At 40.3% G+C, this 18898-nt stretch carries 20 protein-coding genes; 6 read left to right on the forward strand and 14 right to left on the reverse strand.

Annotation, left to right across the window (positions count from 1 at the left end; genetic code table 11):
- Window positions 1-102: 102 nt before the first annotated feature.
- Both ACMUMK_RS10780 and ACMUMK_RS10785 read left to right on the forward strand, forming a co-directional pair.
- Window positions 103-390 carry a VF530 family DNA-binding protein gene (locus ACMUMK_RS10780; protein WP_414701121.1) on the forward strand — a complete coding sequence of 96 codons (288 nt, stop codon included), beginning with the start codon at window positions 103-105 and terminating at the stop codon, window positions 388-390.
- A 42-nt stretch (window positions 391-432) separates the two neighbouring features.
- Complete coding sequence (locus tag ACMUMK_RS10785) at window positions 433-1536, forward strand: NADH:flavin oxidoreductase (protein WP_414701122.1); 1104 nt, start codon at window positions 433-435, stop codon at window positions 1534-1536.
- A gap of 84 nt (window positions 1537-1620) precedes the next feature.
- Here the strand turns inward: ACMUMK_RS10785 and ACMUMK_RS10790 are convergent, their stop codons facing one another.
- Together ACMUMK_RS10790 and ACMUMK_RS10795 are read right to left on the reverse strand one after the other, a co-directional pair.
- On the reverse strand, window positions 1621-3681 hold the full coding sequence (locus ACMUMK_RS10790; RefSeq protein ID WP_414701123.1) for an FAD-dependent oxidoreductase: 2061 nt from the start codon (window positions 3679-3681) through the stop codon (window positions 1621-1623).
- A gap of 40 nt (window positions 3682-3721) precedes the next feature.
- Window positions 3722-4573, reverse strand: a complete 852-nt coding sequence (locus ACMUMK_RS10795) for a crotonase/enoyl-CoA hydratase family protein (RefSeq protein WP_414701124.1) — start codon at window positions 4571-4573, stop codon at window positions 3722-3724.
- Window positions 4574-4693: 120 nt separating this feature from the next.
- Between ACMUMK_RS10795 and ACMUMK_RS10800 the strand changes: the two genes are divergently transcribed.
- A complete protein-coding gene (locus ACMUMK_RS10800) occupies window positions 4694-5341 on the forward strand; it encodes a TetR/AcrR family transcriptional regulator (protein ID WP_414701125.1) in 648 nt (215 codons plus the stop codon).
- A 2-nt stretch (window positions 5342-5343) separates the two neighbouring features.
- Window positions 5344-6240, forward strand: coding sequence for an alpha/beta fold hydrolase (locus ACMUMK_RS10805; RefSeq protein WP_414701126.1), 897 nt, complete (start codon window positions 5344-5346; stop codon window positions 6238-6240).
- An 80-nt stretch (window positions 6241-6320) separates the two neighbouring features.
- Here ACMUMK_RS10805 and ACMUMK_RS10810 read toward each other — a convergent pair whose 3' ends face one another.
- The gene (locus ACMUMK_RS10810) at window positions 6321-7472 is read right to left on the reverse strand and encodes a tetratricopeptide repeat protein (RefSeq protein ID WP_414701127.1); all 1152 of its coding nucleotides are present in this window, start codon (window positions 7470-7472) and stop codon (window positions 6321-6323) included.
- A 251-nt stretch (window positions 7473-7723) separates the two neighbouring features.
- On the reverse strand, window positions 7724-8434 hold the full coding sequence (fadR, locus tag ACMUMK_RS10815; RefSeq protein WP_414701408.1) for a fatty acid metabolism transcriptional regulator FadR: 711 nt from the start codon (window positions 8432-8434) through the stop codon (window positions 7724-7726).
- Window positions 8435-8660: 226 nt separating this feature from the next.
- Here fadR and nhaB point away from each other — a divergent pair, with 226 nt between their 5' ends.
- Together nhaB and dsbB are read left to right on the forward strand one after the other, a co-directional pair.
- Window positions 8661-10247, forward strand: coding sequence for a sodium/proton antiporter NhaB (gene nhaB, locus ACMUMK_RS10820; protein ID WP_414701128.1), 1587 nt, complete (start codon window positions 8661-8663; stop codon window positions 10245-10247).
- 33 nt (window positions 10248-10280) lie between these two features.
- Window positions 10281-10799 carry a disulfide bond formation protein DsbB gene (dsbB, locus tag ACMUMK_RS10825; protein WP_414701129.1) on the forward strand — a complete coding sequence of 173 codons (519 nt, stop codon included), beginning with the start codon at window positions 10281-10283 and terminating at the stop codon, window positions 10797-10799.
- Window positions 10800-10844: 45 nt separating this feature from the next.
- Here dsbB and ACMUMK_RS10830 read toward each other — a convergent pair whose 3' ends face one another.
- The 10 genes from ACMUMK_RS10830 to ACMUMK_RS10875 all read right to left on the reverse strand — a co-directional run bounded on the left by ACMUMK_RS10830 (window position 10845) and on the right by ACMUMK_RS10875 (window position 18884).
- Window positions 10845-11336 carry a YcgN family cysteine cluster protein gene (locus tag ACMUMK_RS10830; RefSeq protein ID WP_414701409.1) on the reverse strand — a complete coding sequence of 164 codons (492 nt, stop codon included), beginning with the start codon at window positions 11334-11336 and terminating at the stop codon, window positions 10845-10847.
- Window positions 11337-11361: 25 nt separating this feature from the next.
- A complete protein-coding gene (locus tag ACMUMK_RS10835; protein WP_414701130.1) occupies window positions 11362-11751 on the reverse strand; it encodes a hypothetical protein in 390 nt (129 codons plus the stop codon).
- 2 nt (window positions 11752-11753) lie between these two features.
- Window positions 11754-12419 carry a fumarylacetoacetate hydrolase family protein gene (locus ACMUMK_RS10840; protein WP_414701131.1) on the reverse strand — a complete coding sequence of 222 codons (666 nt, stop codon included), beginning with the start codon at window positions 12417-12419 and terminating at the stop codon, window positions 11754-11756.
- A gap of 4 nt (window positions 12420-12423) precedes the next feature.
- The gene (locus tag ACMUMK_RS10845; RefSeq protein ID WP_414701410.1) at window positions 12424-13413 is read right to left on the reverse strand and encodes a lytic murein transglycosylase; all 990 of its coding nucleotides are present in this window, start codon (window positions 13411-13413) and stop codon (window positions 12424-12426) included.
- 14 nt (window positions 13414-13427) lie between these two features.
- Window positions 13428-13703 (reverse strand): YcgL domain-containing protein, encoded by a 276-nt coding sequence (locus ACMUMK_RS10850; RefSeq protein ID WP_414701132.1) that lies wholly within the window; start codon window positions 13701-13703, stop codon window positions 13428-13430.
- Window positions 13703-14869, reverse strand: coding sequence for a ribonuclease D (gene rnd / locus ACMUMK_RS10855; protein ID WP_414701133.1), 1167 nt, complete (start codon window positions 14867-14869; stop codon window positions 13703-13705). The genes ACMUMK_RS10850 and rnd overlap by 1 nt, the downstream gene beginning before the upstream one ends.
- 220 nt (window positions 14870-15089) lie before the next feature.
- The gene (fadD, locus tag ACMUMK_RS10860) at window positions 15090-16745 is read right to left on the reverse strand and encodes a long-chain-fatty-acid--CoA ligase FadD (protein ID WP_414701411.1); all 1656 of its coding nucleotides are present in this window, start codon (window positions 16743-16745) and stop codon (window positions 15090-15092) included.
- Window positions 16746-16880: 135 nt separating this feature from the next.
- Window positions 16881-17723 carry an alpha/beta fold hydrolase gene (locus ACMUMK_RS10865; RefSeq protein ID WP_414701134.1) on the reverse strand — a complete coding sequence of 281 codons (843 nt, stop codon included), beginning with the start codon at window positions 17721-17723 and terminating at the stop codon, window positions 16881-16883.
- 88 nt (window positions 17724-17811) lie between these two features.
- Window positions 17812-18438: a Slp family lipoprotein gene (locus tag ACMUMK_RS10870; RefSeq protein WP_414701135.1), complete on the reverse strand. Its 627-nt coding sequence runs from the start codon at window positions 18436-18438 to the stop codon at window positions 17812-17814.
- A 140-nt stretch (window positions 18439-18578) separates the two neighbouring features.
- Entirely contained in the window at window positions 18579-18884 is a 306-nt protein-coding gene (locus tag ACMUMK_RS10875; RefSeq protein ID WP_414701136.1) for a hypothetical protein, read from the reverse strand.
- Window positions 18885-18898 lie beyond the last annotated feature (14 nt).

Consider the following 18898-nt stretch of genomic DNA (forward strand, 5'->3'; position numbering starts at 1 on the left):
GGACAATATCCATTATGAGTCAGACTGTATTTCAATTTTTATGCGATACCTTAAAATTGGAATTCGGTATCACTTCCAATATTTGAGGCATAACCCTTTAACATGGCAGCACAACAGAAAAACAACCCTTTGCATGGCCTAACCCTGCAAAACATTTTGGAGACCCTAGAAAGTGAATTAGGGTTTGAAAAAATGGGACAGCACGTAAAAATTAACTGCTTCACCTCAGACCCATCCATAAAATCCAGTTTAAAGTTTTTACGCAAAACCCCATGGGCCAGAGAGAAAGTAGAACAACTCTATTTGTCTACTGTACATAAGCAAGCAAAAGAGCCAAAAGCCGATACAAGCGAGTTCGTTTGGCCTGACATTAGTAACAAACCAGAGTAGCAATATATTTATTGCGACATTATTCAACAAACAGGAATCTACATGAGTAAAACCCTAGAAACACTTTTTTCTGCCTTCAATATGAAAGGCTTATCTCTAGAAAATAGAATAGCCATGGCCCCAATGACACGTAGTTTTTCTCCAAATGGAGTGCCAACAAAAGAAGTCGCAGGCTATTATCGGCGAAGAGCCGAAGGTGGAACAGGGTTGCTTATTACCGAGGGAACCACAATAAACGATCCTGTTGCGACTATGGATGGCAATGTTCCTAAATTTCATGGAGCTGAATCTTTGGCTGGCTGGAAACAGGTAGTAGATGAAGTTCACGCAGCTGGGGGCAAAATCATGCCACAGCTTTGGCATGTTGGAATGGCCCGTAATCCCGAAAAAGCGCCCTTCCCTGAGTTACCAAGTGCAGGACCTTCTGGCCTGTTATCACCCGGTAAAAAAGTTGCTGAGCCGATGACAGTTGCACATATTCAAAAAGTTATAGAAGGATTTGCCCAGGCCGCTTTAGATGCTAAAAAACTAGGTTTTGATGGTGTCGAAATTCATGGAGCCCATGGCTATCTGATTGATCAATTTTTCTGGGAAGGTACCAACCAACGAACTGATGAATGGGGTGGTAGCATGGAAAATCGGGGGCGTTTTGCTGTTGAAATAGTTAAAGCAATTCGTGCTTCGGTAGGCGAAGACTACCCGATTATGTTCCGTTTTTCACAGTGGAAACAACAAGACTACACAGCCCGTTTAGCAGAAACGCCAGAACTGCTAGAAGCATTTTTACTTCCATTGAGCCAAGCTGGCGTCGATATATTTCATTGTTCAACCAGACGCTATTGGGAACCAGAATTTGAAAGTTCTGATTTAAACCTAGCTGGATGGACCAAGAAGATCACCGGAAAGCCGACAATGACAGTGGGCTCTGTAGGATTAAACGATGACTTTTTTGGGGCTTTTGCTGGTAAAGACTCCAGTACTCGCTCAATTGATGACTTAATTGAAAGGCTTGATAAAAATGAGTTCGACTTAGTCGCTGTGGGGCGCGCCTTGTTACAAGATCCTCAGTGGGCAAACAAAGTTCGTAAAGGTGAAATGGATAAACTTGAACAGTACTCAGGGGAAGCTCTAAAAACCTTGTCTTAAATCACAAGTTGACATTGTACTAAGCAGCTAGCCTTTAGCTGCTTAGTACTAGCCTTTAGCTGCTTAGTACTCGTCTTTGGATATCTACAACTCTGCGGCTAACCTTGTGCCTTGATTAATTGCTCGCTTTGCATCTAACTCTGAGGCTAAACTGGCTCCCCCGATTAAATGATAAGGTTTAGTTAGCCCAGTCACCAGCTCAACTAATGACTCTTGCCCTGCACAAACAATCACGTTGTCTACTGCTAGCACTTTAACTTCTTCATTTACTTTAATGTGTAATCCAGCATCGTCTATTTTCAGGTATTCAACGCCAGCTAACATGTGCACACCTTTACTAAGTAAGCCAGCTCTGTGGGCCCAACCTGTCGTCTTACCAAGTCCCGCGCCAACTTTAGTCTCTTTACGCTGTAATAAATATATCTCTCGCGGAGACGGAGTCGGAGCTGCTTTTACGCCTTCAATACCGCCTCGAGAACTAAGACTCATATCTATTCCCCACTCTTTCATAAAAGCCGGAATATTTACGCTGCTTGACTCACCTGCATGGGACAGATATTCAGATACATCAAATCCAATTCCACCAGCTCCTATTATTGCGACTTTATTACCCACAGGCTTTTTATTGGCAATAACATCTATGTATCCCAACACTTTAGTATGCTCAATCCCTTCGATTGGTGGAGTTCTAGGACGTATCCCTGTAGCCAGAATGACCTCATCAAACTCACTATTGTTTAACTGCTCAACATCAACTCGAGTGTTTAAATTTACGGTCACATTACCTAATTCCAGCTGGCGAGAAAAATAACGAATGGTTTCATAAAATTCCTCTTTACCTGGAATCTGTTTCGCAATATTAAATTGCCCGCCCACTTCCGAAGAAGCTTCAAATACAGTGACTTTGTGGCCACGCTGAGCTGCTGTAGTGGCAGCCGCTAACCCAGCAGGCCCCGCGCCAACAACGGCAATATGTTTAATTTTGGTTGCAGGCTCAATAATCAATTCTGTCTCATGGCAGGCCCTTGGATTCACTAAACAGCTTGTCATTTTTCCTACAAACACATGATCTAAGCAGGCTTGATTACAGCCAATGCAGGTGTTGATTTCATCCGCTCTGTCTTGGGCTGCTTTAATGACAAAGTCAGGATCTGCCAAAAATGGCCTAGCCATAGATACCATGTCAGCATCACCTCGCGCTAAAACCTGCTCAGCAACGTCTGGTGTATTGATGCGGTTCGAGGTAATAACAGGTATAGATAAAGCTTCCCGAAACTTAGCCGTCACCCAAGTAAAAGCAGCTCTTGGAACTTTAGTTGCTATTGTAGGAATACGAGCTTCATGCCAACCAATACCTGTATTAATAATAGTGGCGCCTGTTTTCTCAATAGCTTGACCTAATTGCACAACCTCTTCATAGGTCGAACCACCTTCAACTAAATCCAGCATAGATAAGCGATAGATAATGATAAATTTTTCACCAACGGCTTCTCTTACTCTGCGGACTACCTCTAGCGGTAAGCGAATACGGTTTTCGTAACTTCCTCCCCACTCATCATCTCTATGATTGGTTCGTGCAGCAATAAATTGATTTAAAAAGTATCCTTCGGAGCCCATGATTTCGACACCATCGTATCCTGCCTTTTGAGCCTGCAACGCAGTATTCACAAAGTCTACTATTTGTTTTTCGATACCATGAGCGTCTAGCGCTTTAGGTTTAAAAGGGTTGATAGGAGCTTGTATCGCCGATGGAGCAACTAATTCTGGGTTATAGGCATAACGTCCTGTGTGCAGAATTTGCATGCAAATCTTACCACCGTGTTCGTGTACTGCATCAGTGATCATTTTATGTTGTGTTATAGCCTCATCGGTATCTAGCCTATGGGTATCTTTGTGAGTAGCCCCTTCATCGTTTGGACCTATACCACCGGTCACAATCAGGCCTACTCCACCTTTAGCCCGCTCTGCAAAATACGCAGCCATACGCACATGGCCATTGGGAGCTTCTTCTAATCCCGTGTGCATCGAGCCCATTAGTACTCGGTTCTTTAATTGTGTGAAACCTAAGTCTAATGGTTTCAATAAGTGAGGGTATTTAGCTAAACCTTTATCTGTGTTTTGGTCTACTGAAGTACTAGTTGTCATGTGGACAATATTCCTATAAAAATTTGGAAACTAACTGGCTTTATAAGCCAGATGATTTTTTATGTAAGTTAGCAAACACTGGGAGGCGTTTTTCTTGGCCTGCGGCCATAGCTTCTTGTACATCTGGCATTTGAAACATGCCACTTTGCCAAGTAGCCATATAAGTTAAGCTATCATTGACATCATGATCACGGGTGTAATTGATCATTTCTTTACACCCAGATACCGCCATTGGTGAATGGCTAGCTATTTTTGCTGCTATCTTCATTACCTCCTCAAGCATACTTTGTTGATCTGTATAAACTTGATTAACAAACCCACACTCCTTTGCCTCACCACTTAGCATATTACGCCCTGTATAGGCCAACTCTCGTATTAGGCCTTGAGGCATTAGATGAGGTAAACGTTGCAATGTGCCTACATCCGCCGTCATTCCTAGCTCAGTTTCTTTAATAGTAAAAAATGCATCTTGGGTACAATAGCGACAATCAGCAGCGCATATCATATCGACTGCACCACCGATCACTCCTCCTTGAACAGCAACTAAAACGGGAACACGCACTTCTTCCATAGCATTAAAACTATCTTGTAACGTCAGAACCATCCGTCGAGTTCTTTCAGCCCGCCGTGCTGGCTCCCCTTTAAAATCTTTAGCCATATTGGTAAATACTGACAAATCCATGCCAGCACTAAAATGTTTACCTTGAGACGAAATAACAATCACCCGAGCAAGTGAATCTGCATCTATTTTTCGTACCACTGCCGGAAGCTCTATCCAAAAAGCAGGCACCATACTATTTAACGCTTCTGGGCGACTGAGTTGTATGTGAGCTATATGATTGTCGATACTTACAGAAAGTGTCTCTAAAGTTGAAAAGTCTATTTCTGGCACCTGTATTCCCCTTAAATTAGCTTAATGTCGCTAATGAAAACTCAAACTAGACTGCGTCAAGATAAGAGTTTATATTGACACTGTCAAGATAACCCATATCATAATTATTAATAGACATATATGAATCAGAAAACATCAAAAATATCGAGTTTAAATAAATCCAATTATCACCATGGGGATCTGCGTAGCACCTTGATAAATGAGGCCACAGCTATACTCAAAGAAAGCGGTGTTGAGGGCTTGTCCCTTCGAAAGCTGGCTGACAAAGCTGGTGTATCGCGAACTGCCCCTTACCATCACTTTAAAGATAAAAACCAGCTATTGTGTACGATTGCTGAGCAAGGCTTTGTACGTTGGCAAAATGATGCAGAGTCAATATTTAATCGTGATGATTTAAGTGCCCATAAAAAATACCGCGCCTTCTTTCATGGCTACATTCAGTATGCTGCAGATAATCCTGAGTTGTACGATTTAATGTTCGGACGCACTATATGGAAACAAAACAGTGCAACCGAGGAATTAAAAGGCGTCGCTTTTCCTTGTTTTCATCATCAAGTGGAAATGACTAAAAGGTGGCAATCACAAGGGGTTATACCTAACAACGAAAATACGTTACGATTGTCTCAAGTGACATGGGGAACGATGCACGGTATCGCGCGTTTGTTAATTGATGGAATTTACGCTGATCGTACCCATATAGATGAAATGTGTGACTGTGCGGTAAACTTATTTACACAACAGTTAAGTATCTCCAATGAGGTAGACTGAGTATGAGTCAAAGTATCCAATCCATTACTTTGCAAACAAAATCAGGTGACAAACTTCAAGCCTATTGGTTTACGCCTGAAGACCCGCTAATTGACACTGTAAAAGGTAAAATAGTTATAGCCTCTGCCATGGGCGTAGAGCAAAATTACTACCGCCCTATTGCTACTTGGCTAGCAGAACAAGGTTATTCTGTGCTTACCTTTGACTGCCGCGGTATTGGTGAAAGCAAAAGCCACCCCTTAAAACACTATCAATGCGACATCATTGATTGGGCACAACAAGACTATTCTGCCGCATTAGATTTTACGTTAAAACAAACTGAAGACACTGTTGAGGCTAAGTTACCTGTCTATTGGGTAGGCCACAGTTTAGGTGGACAAATTTTTCCGCTCGTAGAAAACATTCAAGATGTAACTAAGATCATTACAATTTCTGCAGGTACTGGATATTGGAAGCACAATGTTACAAACTTAAGGAAAAAAGCATTTCTGTTTTGGCACCTTATAGCACCAATAAGCACAGCCCTATATGGATACTTTCCAGGGAAAAAGCTAGGAATAATAGGAAACCTCCCCAAAAAAGTCATGTCTCAATGGCGCAAGTGGTGCCTTCATCCAGAGTATTGTGTTGGCGTAGAGTCTGAGTTGGTTAGAAGGGCTTTCATGCAAATTAAAGTACCTTTGCACTCAATTGGTTTTAGCGATGATGAAATGCTATCCGTTACCAATATGCGTGACTTACACTGTTTATTTTCACACCAAGACAAGCGGTTATCTGAATTAACTCCCGTCGACATAGGGGCAAAACATGTAGGGCATTTAGGTTTCTTTAAGGCACAATTTGAAGATAGCTTATGGCCAGACTTGTTACTCCCTGAATTAATTCAACCGGGCTCTTAAAGACAACATTTTTGCTAAATAGTCTTAACCCTGCGGTTTCCTGGTTTTCCCCTACCATTACAAATATATTTGGCGCTGTTTTATGGCTGCTCGTAAGCTTTTAGGGTATGTAACTTAGCGGAGTATAATTTTTCTTCGTTTGGCGTGTAGGCAAGCTCCACTGCTTTTTTCATTGCTAGTTTAGCTTTTGAGGTATCGCCTAATTGAAAATAAGCCCTAGCTTGTCCAAAAAAGCTCTCATGTAAATAAGGTGCCATCTTAGAGGTTTTTGCGAACAAATCTAAAGCCTGTTGATAATTTTGAAGACCATAAGCTTGATTCGCCAAATTGTACCAGCGATAGGGGTTATCATCTTCGATTTCACTATAGCGGCTGGCATATACCCTAGCTTCGTTATCACGGTCTTGTTGTTTTAGTAACAGCACATAATTACTTAACGCACTAACAGAGCCTTGAGTATGATTTAGAATATAGTGATAAATAGACTCTGCTTTCGCTACGTTTCCTGACTTTTTATACAAAACAGCTAAGGTATTTAAGGTTTCAACATTATAGGGGGAGCGCTCTATGGCCGCAGCGAGCAATGAGTAAGCTTTATCATAATTTTTACTGGCTAGTTCTATTGCTGCTAGGTTTTGATAATACATAGAAATAAAGTCATCAAAACTCACAGCATCCCCTAACATTCCCCGTCCAGAGGGAAAATAATCAATTACAATCTTTGAGAAATAAAAATGCCCTTTTTCAATATCTTGTTTCTTAGGAGCATGCACATGAGTTTGAACATGAGATGAAATTGTTATTAGGCCACCTTCCTTAGCGTACACAGGAGCTGAATTAACACGGCGATACTCAATTTTCAGGTCAGCCAGTAAAGCATAAGCCTTGGTTAAAATGGCCAAAGATAAGCAGTTACCAGCATGCTCGGTAGAAGCTAGGTCAGCGTTGTAAGTATTCCCTTTATAGGAAAACCCGCTAAGAAACAAAGCGATAAAGTTACTAAGGCGCTTGTGGCCTTGCACCTCTTGGTTTTCTGGTGCGTGATAATAATCTAAAAATAATTGCTTATTTTCGTCGCTAAGATAAAAAATACTCTCAACTGAAGGTACATTGACTGACGAAAAGGTGTCGCTTTCCCAGTTTAATTCAGGGGTTTCTTTTACATTTGACAGCTTAACTGGCCCAGCACAACCAGTTAAAAGCGCTATCAATATCAATCTAAAAACTAGCATAGAAGACATACCCACCCGCAAAAAAACAATCAAATAGGCTTGGAACATATAATTTTCAGTAAAGAAAATCTACTTGAACATCTTTGAGTTCTTAAGTAGCAACTGTAAATCAAGGACTAGCATAGCTTGATTGCATAAAGCTATGCTGGCAAGTTAAGAAATAAAAACTTTAGGAAATTCTCTATAGAAAGTTAATTGATTTTGAAATTAACTAAGCTTATCGCCAATCAACTAAGGTTTGAGAATGGCGACTAATCCACTAGCCCTTTGGGCATATCTGCTCGCATACCTTCCCAAAGTTTACCACTTTCAATCCCGTAATTACGCACTACCAACTGCACCTTTTCGTAGTCCTTGGCTTCTGCTAATTCGAGTAATTGATTGTAATAGTTTCTGGTTAAATCTCTCGATTCTTGATTTGAGAAGTAATAGCTTCCAATTCTTGCGTACAAGCCTTTAAAGCCATTCATCATTAACACATAGACAGGATTTCCCGACGCAAAGGCTAAGTCGTGGTTGATTTGATAATCTTTAATAGCAAACGTTTGGCTATCATCATTAATCTCTAAGCCTTTCTTAACGATTTCAATAGCTTTCTCTTGATTATTACGAATAGCACCTCGAATAAAAACAGCGCTCAAATTTGTTCTTGCCGCCAGCAAGTGGTCAACAAGCTCAGATATACCGTCTTCATCCAATCTTGCAAGGGTTTCCAAAATATTTAATCCAGAGGTTTCCCAAAAATTATTTACTTTAGTAGGCTTACCATGCTGAATAGTTAACCAGCCATCTCTGGCTAAACGTTGCAACACTTCTCTTAGAGTAGTTCGCGTCACGCCTATTAATTCAGACAGCTCCCGTTCAGCGGGAAGGATAGTACCAGGGGGAAAGCGTCCACTCCAGATAGATTCCACAATATACTCTTCGGCGAAACCTGCAGGGCTTTGTGCTTTGTAAATCATCAATAACTCACTTTTTGATTATTGTTTTTGTCATTTTTCAACACTGATTGTACCAGATCATAATTGACGGTAACAATGAATCTTTAAGGTGTAACTTACTATTTGTTAAGAAATAGTTAAAAAACACCTAATTACATATCAACTATAGGATTTTGTGAAATTTTTTGGGTACACTCTAATCCTGGTTTATTTTAAAAATATAATATTCAGCAAGGAATTTTTGCTTATGCAAATGTCAATATCTAAAGCAGTAGCCTCCAACTTTTTGGGAAAAGCCCCAAATTGGTACAAACAAGCAATTGTCGCCTTTCTCGTTATTAATCCCATCTTATTCATTTTTAACCCTTATATAGCAGGTTGGGCATTGGTAGTAGAATTTATATTTACACTAGCAATGGCATTAAAGTGTTATCCACTGCAACCTGGAGGGTTATTGCTGATTGAAGCACTTTTTATTGGTATGACAACCCCAGAGCACATGAAGCATGAAATTGTTGTCAATATCGAAGTAGTACTGCTGCTGGTATTTATGGTAGCAGGCATATACTTTATGAAAGGTCTGCTCCTCTTCCTTTTCACTAAACTTCTTTTAAAGTTAAAGAATAAAATTGCACTCTCCATTGCCTTTGCTGCTGCGTCAGCTCTACTTTCGGCATTCTTAGACGCTCTTACAGTGGTAGCAGTTATCATTACGGTAGGTCTAGGGTTTTATTCAATCTATCACAAAGTTGCCTCTGGCAAAGACTTTCACTCTTCTCACGATCACTCAGACGATGATGGGGTTCCCCACCCTAACCGTGATGACCTAGAAAACTTTAGAGCTTTTCTTCGTAACTTAATGATGCATGCCGGAGTGGGAACCGCTCTTGGTGGTGTAATGACTATGGTAGGGGAGCCTCAAAACCTTATTATTGCAGAAAAAGCAGGGTGGGACTTTATTGAGTTTTTCATGCGAATGTCTCCTATAACAATCCCGGTTTTTGTGGCAGGTCTAGCGACGACATTTGTGGTAGAGAAATTTAAATTATTCACTTACGGTGCCCAGCTACCTCCAGTAGTGAGAACTATACTTACTGATTACGATAAGCACACTCAAGAAAATTTAACTACACAAGACAAAGCTAGACTAGCAATTCAAGGACTTATTGTTATCTGGTTAGTGGTCGGGCTAGCAGGCCATTTAGCTGCTGTAGGCTTAATTGGATTATCAATTATCGTATTAGCAACATCTATGAGTGGCATAATAGACGAGCACTCAATTGGTGAAGCCTTTGAAGAGGCCCTGCCGTTCACTGCCTTATTATGTGTGTTCTTCGGTGTAGTTGCCGTGATTATCGACCAAAGCTTATTTAGCCCCGTTATAAACTGGGTGCTTACATTCGAAGGTAAAACGCAGCTTGTGATGTTCTATCTAGCGAATGGTTTATTGTCTATGGTTAGTGATAATGTATTTGTAGGCTCTGTTTACATCACTGAAGTCACCGCAGCTTTGAATAATGGCACGATAACTCGTGATCAATTTGATATGTTAGCAGTTGCTATAAATACTGGCACAAACTTGCCTAGTGTAGCGACACCAAACGGACAAGCAGCCTTCTTATTTTTATTAACCTCTGCCATCGCTCCACTTTTAAGATTGTCTTATGGCACCATGGTTTATATGGCACTACCTTATACAATCATATTAACGCTTACAGGGTTAGCTGCGACTTACTTTGGCTTGTACGATCTGACAAATTGGTTATACGACCTGCACTTAATTGAGCATCATAGTGGCGCGGTACCAGGTGCCGCCGCACCTGCACACCATTAAGGTATGACTTTTAAGTCATAGTATTACTAAAATATGTTTACCACTATTTCAACGTTTACAGCCTCCAGATTATCATGGGGGCTACTATTTTTAAGTGCACTAGGGTTAGAAATAGCTGCGCTGTATTTCCAACATGCGTTGGATTTACAGCCTTGTATCATGTGCATTTATCAAAGAACGGCTGTATTTGGCGTTCTTTTTTCTGCACTTCCAGCAGCGTTAATCAATAACATAATGACCCGCGCAATAGGGTTTGTAGGCTGGGGAGTATCTTCAATTTGGGGGTTAATGATTGCGATTGAACATGTTGATATTCAAACGGCAATCAATCCATTTTTTGCCACCTGTGAGATAGTACCTAACTTCCCTAGTTGGGCACCACTACATCAATGGTTACCAAATATCTTTGGTGCGACTGGCGATTGTGGTGATATCAACTGGTCATTTTTAGATATGAGTATGCCACAGTGGATGATAGTTATTTTTGCAGTGTATGCTTTGGTGTGGGTGCTAGTACTTGCAAATAGAGCACTCATTAGTAGAACAATATAATTACCTACCTCGCCCAGCTCCTATTGCTGGGCATTTAATCTGGCGTTAATCAATATCCTCTATTGGCCATATGGCAATATAATCTTCGAAGTTCTCCAGATCTACGTCATGATCTGCAACAGTTTTTCCTCTCACAGACATTCCTGCTTTATGCATAGCTGACTTTTTACCTTTATGTAAAAGTGGATGCCAACTGGGCAAGCCTCGACCTTCATGTAGCCTTCTATAACTGCAACTAGGTGGCATAAAAAAGATATCTTCTAAGTTTTCTTTAGTAAGTTTTACACATTCAGGTACTAACTTAGTTCGTTCCATGTACTTAGTACATGAGCAAGATTTTGTATTCAATAAGCCGCATGCAATATTGGTATAATGAATTTGCTCACTTGGTTTTATGTGATCTGTTGTCGCAGCTTCACTCACCTCTTCATCGTCAATAAATTTGTGTAAACAACATTTAGCGCAACCATCGCAAATGCCTTCCCACTCACTCACAGTCATGTCAGATAAAGGCTTTTCTTCCCAATATTTATTCATAGTAACTTTAAATATTTCCCAAATTTCACGTTGTTTTAAGTTTGTCAAAGAGTAACCACAACATAGCGTCGCTTCGAGAAGTAAAGTTCTTAATTGGTAAATCGAACCTATCTGCTAGTCTATTGAGCATTTTGTGACTGCCGTGATTGACCTTTACTATACGAGCAATTTTCAGGTCCGAGATCCACCCTTGTTCTCGAGTCTCCATCACAAACTTTCCCATTTCTAGGTTAGAGCAACGGATAGAACATCTGGTCACGTCATGTACTATATCTTTCATCTGGTTTTTACCGGCCATTTTGACAGACGTTTTAAGGATATGCACAAGTGTTAACCCATCGGAAATTTCTCCCTGCACCTCGCAGATTAAAATTTTATTGGCGTTATCTAGGGTGTAATCATACGTAAACGACATGTTTAAATAACAAAGGTCCCTACAGAAAAGTGGTTCTCTAATGTCACCTCAAGCTGTTCCTCAGCACACAAGGGACCGACTCCCTCTGGCGTACCTGTCATCACAATATCACCAGGCATTAACTTAAAGTGCTTTGATATCTCCACTATTAAATCGGTTATCGAGTAAATCATTTGCTTAGTGTTACCTTGCTGACGCAACTTGCCAGCGACCTTTAGGCTAAACTCCAGATTGGCGTAATCTTGTATATGTTTTTTTTCAATAAACTGCGAAACAGGGCAACTGTAATCAAATGCCTTAGCTCGCTCCCAAGGTTGTCCTTTAGCTTTCAACTTACTTTGTACATCTCTCAAAGTTAAATCTAACCCTAACCCTATACCCCAAATTGCGTTTTTTGCTTCTTCGCTTGACCCATTACTGAGTGGGCTTTTTATCAATACGGCCACTTCCAACTCGTTATGGCAGGCACCTTTATCTTTAGGAATAATCACCGGCTGCTTTAGAGAGCAAAGTGCGGTAGCGGGCTTCATAAACAACAAAGGCTCACTTGGGACCTCGTTATTCAACTCTTCAATATGTTTAAGGTAGTTCCTTCCAACACACACTACCTTTCCTAAAGGTAGAGGGATTTCTTTCCCCCTATTATCAATATGTTTATAAGCACTCATTTACTTAAAAGCCTTTATTTATACGTTCAGAAAGATAACTCACCGAAACACCAAAATAGCTTGAACGATTCCATTTCATTAACGTATGAAAATTTTCGTATACCAGGTACACTCTACCGTTAAGGCCATCAGGGGCGATTACAGATGCTTTAATATCTGCAATTGGCAGTGTTTCACCATTATAACGTTTAACGCCTAAATCAGACCATTGGTTTAATGTTTTCATCTTTTGACGGGCTAACCCAATGTGACTTTTATCAAAATCATCGCTTAGGGAAACTTGACGCCCCCAAGTTAGCTGCTTACTCCATCCCTCAGACTTTAAATAATTCGCAATTGACGCGAATACATCAGCTTTGTTGGACCAAATATCTTTTTTACCATCACCATCAAAGTCAACTGCATAATTTAAAAATGAACTAGGCATAAATTGAGTCTGCCCCATAGCACCAGCCCACGAACCTACAAAGTCCTCAAGTTTAATATGGCCTTGTTCAATGATTGATAAAGCCGCAAAAATTTGCTTTTTAAAAAAAGCTTCGCGGCGTCCGTCATATGCAAGAGTTGTTAGCGAGTTGAACACGGGGTGACGCCCCATGAACTTTCCAAAATTACTTTCATTGCCCCACAGTGCAACAATAAAACGTTGCTGCACACCATATTGCTTTTCAATAGCATCTAACACTTGCTTGTTTTCATTGAGAAGCTTCACAGCTTGTTTTACTTTCCAGTCTGGCACCCTAGTAGCCAAATAACTATCAAGGGTGATCTTAGTCTCTGGTTGGCTTTTGTCAGCTTTCACAACAGATTTTCTATACGTCACCTTAGAGAAGGCAGCCTCAACCAATTCAGGATCATGGCCCTGAGATATTGCCTCTTGCTTTAAATCCTCAACATATACTTCAAAGGTTTTCTTAGCATAACTATTACAGCTGACCACTAATAAAAGGGATATAACCAGTTGTATTAAGCTTTGACCAAGACTTTTTATCATTAACATACCGGCCATTACTTCATCTTATTTTGTGCTAAGTGAGCTTTTAACAGGTTTTCCTGCGGCGGTGGCAGTTGTAAATAGAACCCCTTGATAGTTAGCTCACTTCGGAGCTTATTAATATCAACCTGTGCTAAAGGGCGGTCTTTCTTAAGGGGCATAATCATCAAAAAAACAGGTGTGCCAAAAGTTTTCATAAGTGCTTCAGGCACTTTAGAAAAGTCATCTCTACCAGGCACATATAAATATGTCTCCTGCTTTTTGCTACTTTTATACACTGCGCACAACATTATTCTGCTCCTTCAATTTGGCTAACTGCTGCTCTTAAATTATCAACCTTAAGTAGCTCTGGAACTAAGTATTCTCTACGCCAGCCACTTAACAAATCTGGCAACAAGCCCAAGGCTTTGGTTTCATCAATATCAAACCAACACCATTTAAATAATTGATTTAACTGTTTTTTTGACCCCATTAGTTCAATGGGAACCTCTAGTTCATTAGCGATTTTTTCGCATATTTTTTTAACTTGAGAGTGCGTATTTTTATACTCTGGATAAAAATTAACTCGCTCAACTTTAGGAGGAACAGAAGCAGCATCAAGGCCATCACACTCAGCGACAATAGCCAATAAGGTTTGGCCGTGAATTCTTATTTCGTGAGGGTTCATGCCTTGAATACTTCTGAGATTATTCATAGTGATAGGTTGACGCTTAGCTATCTCAATTAAGTTTTCTTCACGTACAACAAAGTTAAGTGCTAAATCTCTTTCTCTGGCTGTCTGGGTGCGCCATGCAGCAAGGTGTTTAAGAGTAAGTAGCTGTTTTCCCGCTAACTTCCAATTATTCTTAATTGTTAAATACACAGCATCTAACGGCAACTCAGATTGTTTTTTACGAGCTAAGTGTTCGATTTCAGCATACACCCAAGGTAACTTTTGCTGTTCCTCAACTTTAGCCTTTAATTCTGGATACAACTGAAAAAGATATAGAACATCATTGGCAGCATACACACATTGCTGCTCACTTAAGGGCCTAGCAATCCAATCTGTTCTAGACTCACCTTTATCGACTACCACCCCTAACATAATTTCAACTAATTTTGCATATCCTAAAGCTGGCCCCATACCAACAATACTTGCTGCAAATTGACTATCAAAAATCGGCGTGGGGATAACCTTTAAAGCATGCCAAAAGGCTTCTAGATCTTCTGAGCATGAGTGTAAAACTTTAACAAGCTTGGGGTTGGTTAGTAATGCTTGTAAGCTTGAAAAATCATCGATACTCAAAGGGTCAACCAACACCAGTTGCTTACCATCATATATTTGAATCAGACCTAACTTGGGATACAAGGTTCGCGTTCTAACAAATTCAGTGTCTACGGCAATCGCTGGGGCTTTGATCGCTTGCTGGCAAAAATCATTTAATGCCTGAGTGTCTGTGATAAAAGTGTATTCCATGAATATCCAAAATTGGCTGATAACAGATAAAAAACCGGCTTTCGCCGGCTTTTTAAAGTGAGTTTATAAATAAAAATCTAGAAGCAGTTAAATTTTAATGCATGAACTGTTTTTAAACTACTGGAGCAGCGTATGGGCAAAATACCTACGACTGAGCCACTCTTTTATCTAAAACAATTAGTTGCAAAAACATCTACTCAAACGCTATCGCCCTAAACCTTTACTTATCTCTTAATTCTCTACGTAGTATCTTACCAACATTACTTTTAGGAAGCTCGTCTCTAAACTCAACTTTTTTAGGTACTTTGTAACCAGTTAAGTGCTCACGGCAATGTTTAATCACATCTTCTTCTGTCAAAGCAGAATTTTCACTTACCACATACAGTTTTACTATTTCCCCTGAGTTTTCATCGGGTATGCCAACGGCGGCAGCTTCTACTATATCTGGATGCATTGCACTTACATCTTCAATCTCATTCGGATAAACGTTAAACCCAGAAACCAAGATCATGTCTTTTTTACGATCAACTATATAGAAAAAGCCATCTTCATCGCATTTTGCAATATCGCCAGTGGCTAACCAGCCATCTTTTAATATTTCATTGGTTGCTTCTTCTCGATTTAAATAACCGGACATAACTTGTGGCCCTTTTACGAACATCTCTCCAGACTCTCCAAGGGGCACTTCAGCACCAGCATCATCTAAAAGCTTAATGTCAGTTGATGGAACAGGCATGCCAATTGAACCTTTATAAGTCTTTAAAGAAGGATGATTAACGGTAACAACTGGAGAACACTCAGTTAACCCATAGCCTTCAAGTAAAACGTGACCAGTGGTGGTTTTCCAGCGCTGCGCAACCGACTTTTGCACCGCGGCTCCTCCAGCCAGTGACACTTTCACGTTAGTGAAATCTATATCAGAGAAGCCCGCTGTATTAAGCAAACCATTAAATAGAGTGTTTACTCCTGTAATAATGGTAAATGGATAGTTAGATAGGGCTTTAACAAACGCTGGCATATCCCTTGGGTTGGTAATTAATAGGTTTGGACACCCAAACTTTATAAAGGCTAAGCAATTCGCCTGTAATGCAAATATATGATACAGAGGTAAAGCGGTTACCACATATTCCTTACCAGGTATAACAATGGGAGCCAAAATACTCGCAACTTGCTCTAAGTTAGCCACAGCATTTCTATGGGTCAACATAGCACCTTTTGATACGCCAGTGGTTCCCCCCGTATATTGTAAGAAAGCTAAATCTTTTCCTTCTAATGTGGGGCGAGTGTACTGTTTGGAGGCACCAAGTTTGACTGCAGAGACAAAGGATTCTGCATCAGGTAAATGATAATTTGGCACCATTTTCTTAACGTATTTAATCGCAAAATTTACAACCCATTTTTTTAAACTGGGTAACATGTCACCAATAGAAGTAAGTAAGACTTTTTCAACATTAGTGTCGGCGATCACTTCACTTAGTGTGCACGCAAAGTTTTCTACTATAACAATAGCTTTAGCGTTTGAATCTTTTAGCTGATGCTGTAACTCTCTTGCCGTATACAGTGGATTAACGTTTACCACTGTCATTCCAGCTCGTAAAACCCCAAACAATGCCACAGGATACTGCAACAAGTTAGGCATCATAATTGCCACTGCATCGCCTTTATTTAGACCGATACTTTGCAAATAAGCTGCGAAATTTTTCGACAACTGGTCAAGCTCAGCGAAGGTAATACTTTTACCCATATTGATGTAACTGACATTATCAGCAAATGTCGCCACTGATTGCTCAAAAACGTCTACAAGAGACGGATACTTATCTGCGTCAATCTCCGCTGCAATGTCAGAGTCATAATTATTTAACCAAATTTTTTCCACTACGCCTCCGGGCATAAAACATAAAAAGTACATAGGTAAGAACACCTACGGGCCGAAACACCTCTAGAGGTTGGACCACTTAGGCTATAGTACCTAAAAAACCAATAAATAGTAATCAACAAGTGATTAACAATTTTAACTTTTCATAAAATCAACAATAGCCTCAGCTACTGGTTTGGGATTATCCATATGCAAATGATGATGACCGTCATATTCAAATGACTGTAATTTTACTATCCAATCTTTTCTTGCAAGGAAAGCGTCTCCCATAGACTCGTAACCAGAGCGGCCCATAATCACTAAGACTGGGCACTTTATGTTACGTAAAAAGCTTTCTACTTGTTGTTCAGTCAATCGCATCGAAGATAAGGTTCTCAAACGTCTGTCAGTTGTAAAACGCAACTGCCCTGCAACCGTCTGAGTATTTCTTGCCACCAACAGTCGTGCAGAAGACACGCTAATATCACCTACCATAGTCCGCGCTTCTACAGTTCGCTCGAAACTAGTAGGATGCCTCACCCTGCTTTTTTGTGCCTTGAGCCTACTATTAATAGAATCTCTTAGTTGAGATGGGCTAGTTTGAGGAGCTTTCGCTAAAGGGCCTAATGATTCAATGGAGATAAACTTGCTGACTCTTTCTTCAAAACAGGCACTATACAAAGATCCAATAATCCCTCCCATTGAATGTCCCATTAATACTAAATCAGTCCATCCTTGAGATTCTACTAGTTCATGCAAATCATGCACAAAATCAATTAAATGGTAATGGGCACCTGGTGTTCTATGGTCAGATAAACCATGGCCAGTTAGATCAATTGCAACAATGTAAAAGTCTCTTAGGTATTGTGAAATAGGCTCAAAACTCGCGGCATTATCAAGCCAACCATGCAAAGCCAAAATCATTGGTTTTTGGGGATCTCCATACCCTACCCCGCGCAGAGTTAAGTGACTTAATGAAAATTCTAGAGCTTGTTGCATTAATTTCCGTTATCTCAAACATAAAAAAAGCGGCAATTACTTGCCGCTAAGACTGAATAAGTATGCCATATCTGGCGCTAAATGGCCGCTACTTTTTATGACTCTTAACTTGTACTGGTCTTGGCAAAGTGGCTGCCCCACTTGGTCTTAACCCTTTATTAGAATTAACTGAACTCCTGATCACCGCACGGTTATAGAAACCTCTGTTATAGCGACCATAACCAAAACCAAATCCGAAACCATGGGGCCATATGCTAACTGTGCTGATATTGACTCTTTGGATGTTCTTCCATAAATGGTGTTGTAATGCAGTCACACTAGGAAAAACATAGTTGTGCTCCCCTACTAAGCCTTCTTCTAAACCATTTAACTCACCGGTAAAGGTCATCAAACGTCCAATTTGATAAACCATAGGATCCATAAACCCATTTACAGTAACACGATAACGGCCGATGCTTTCATCGCCAGAAATAGGTTTTCCATAACTTGTAAGGGGGTAATGCACCATTTCTAAAACGGTTGACTCTGCTTTGTTCTCAATCTTTGCGATTGCTCCACCCCAGCGGATAGTTTTTCCTTTGACATCCTCAGCTTTAGAGGAAGCATCTTGATAACTCACTAATTGCGAATCATCTTCAATTTGTAATTCTTCTGGAAAAGTTGCACAACCACTCACAAACATGGCTAACAACAGTAGACTTACCCGAATATTCATATTTGCCTTCTTACATGTTTAGTAGAACATTATCGTATTCTATTAATATTAACTGAACTGAGACTGAATTTAACGGTTTTTTATCGGGCTATATACTCTAATCACCCCACAATTAAGGACGGTTAGCTTGTTACAAAGCGCTACACAAAGGTATCAACGCCTAAAAGTAATTGTATACCTTCCCTTTGCTGGCTCTTTTCAATGCTTTGATATGCCTCAATCGCAGACTTCTCATTAAGGGTTGCACCGGCTTGGGATGAGGTGCTTTGACTAAAACTAGCAGCTTGCTCAAATGCTTTAGGTGTACCAGACCTTATGATGTCGACTTTAGAGTACGAATCAGCTGCCTTATCTTCTTGGATAGGCTTAACACTGCGACTTTTATCTCGTGTAGAACGAGTTAAATCCGCAGTCTTTAAAGCATTTGAGAGAGAATCTATGGTCAACAAAAAATCCTAAT

It is taken from the genome of Paraglaciecola sp. 2405UD69-4, assembly GCF_047525415.1.
Taxonomy (GTDB): domain Bacteria; phylum Pseudomonadota; class Gammaproteobacteria; order Enterobacterales; family Alteromonadaceae; genus Paraglaciecola.